Below are 255 nucleotides of genomic sequence, written 5' to 3' on the forward strand. Positions count from 1 at the left end.
GCCACAAGTCATCCCAATCTATTGCAACAGATGCGGGTTCGGTCCTCCAGTTGGTGTTACCCAACCTTCAACCTGCTCATGGCTAGATCACTCGGTTTCGGGTCTAATGCGACGAACTGAACGCCCTGTTCAGACTCGCTTTCGCTGCGCCTTCACCTATCGGCTTAAGCTTGCTCGTCACACTAAGTCGTTGACCCATTATACAAAAGGTACGCCGTCACCCTTGCGGGCTCCGACTGTTTGTAGGCATCCGGT

Annotated in this window: 1 rRNA gene; it reads right to left on the bottom strand. The window is 53.3% G+C overall.

Annotation, left to right across the window (positions count from 1 at the left end):
• A 23S ribosomal RNA gene (locus C6558_RS39465) occupies window positions 1-255 on the bottom strand; the annotation flags it as partial.

Origin of the sequence: Ensifer sp. NM-2 (assembly GCF_003024455.1) — a bacterium.
In the GTDB taxonomy this organism is placed as follows: Bacteria; Pseudomonadota; Alphaproteobacteria; order Rhizobiales; family Rhizobiaceae; genus Ensifer; species Ensifer canadensis.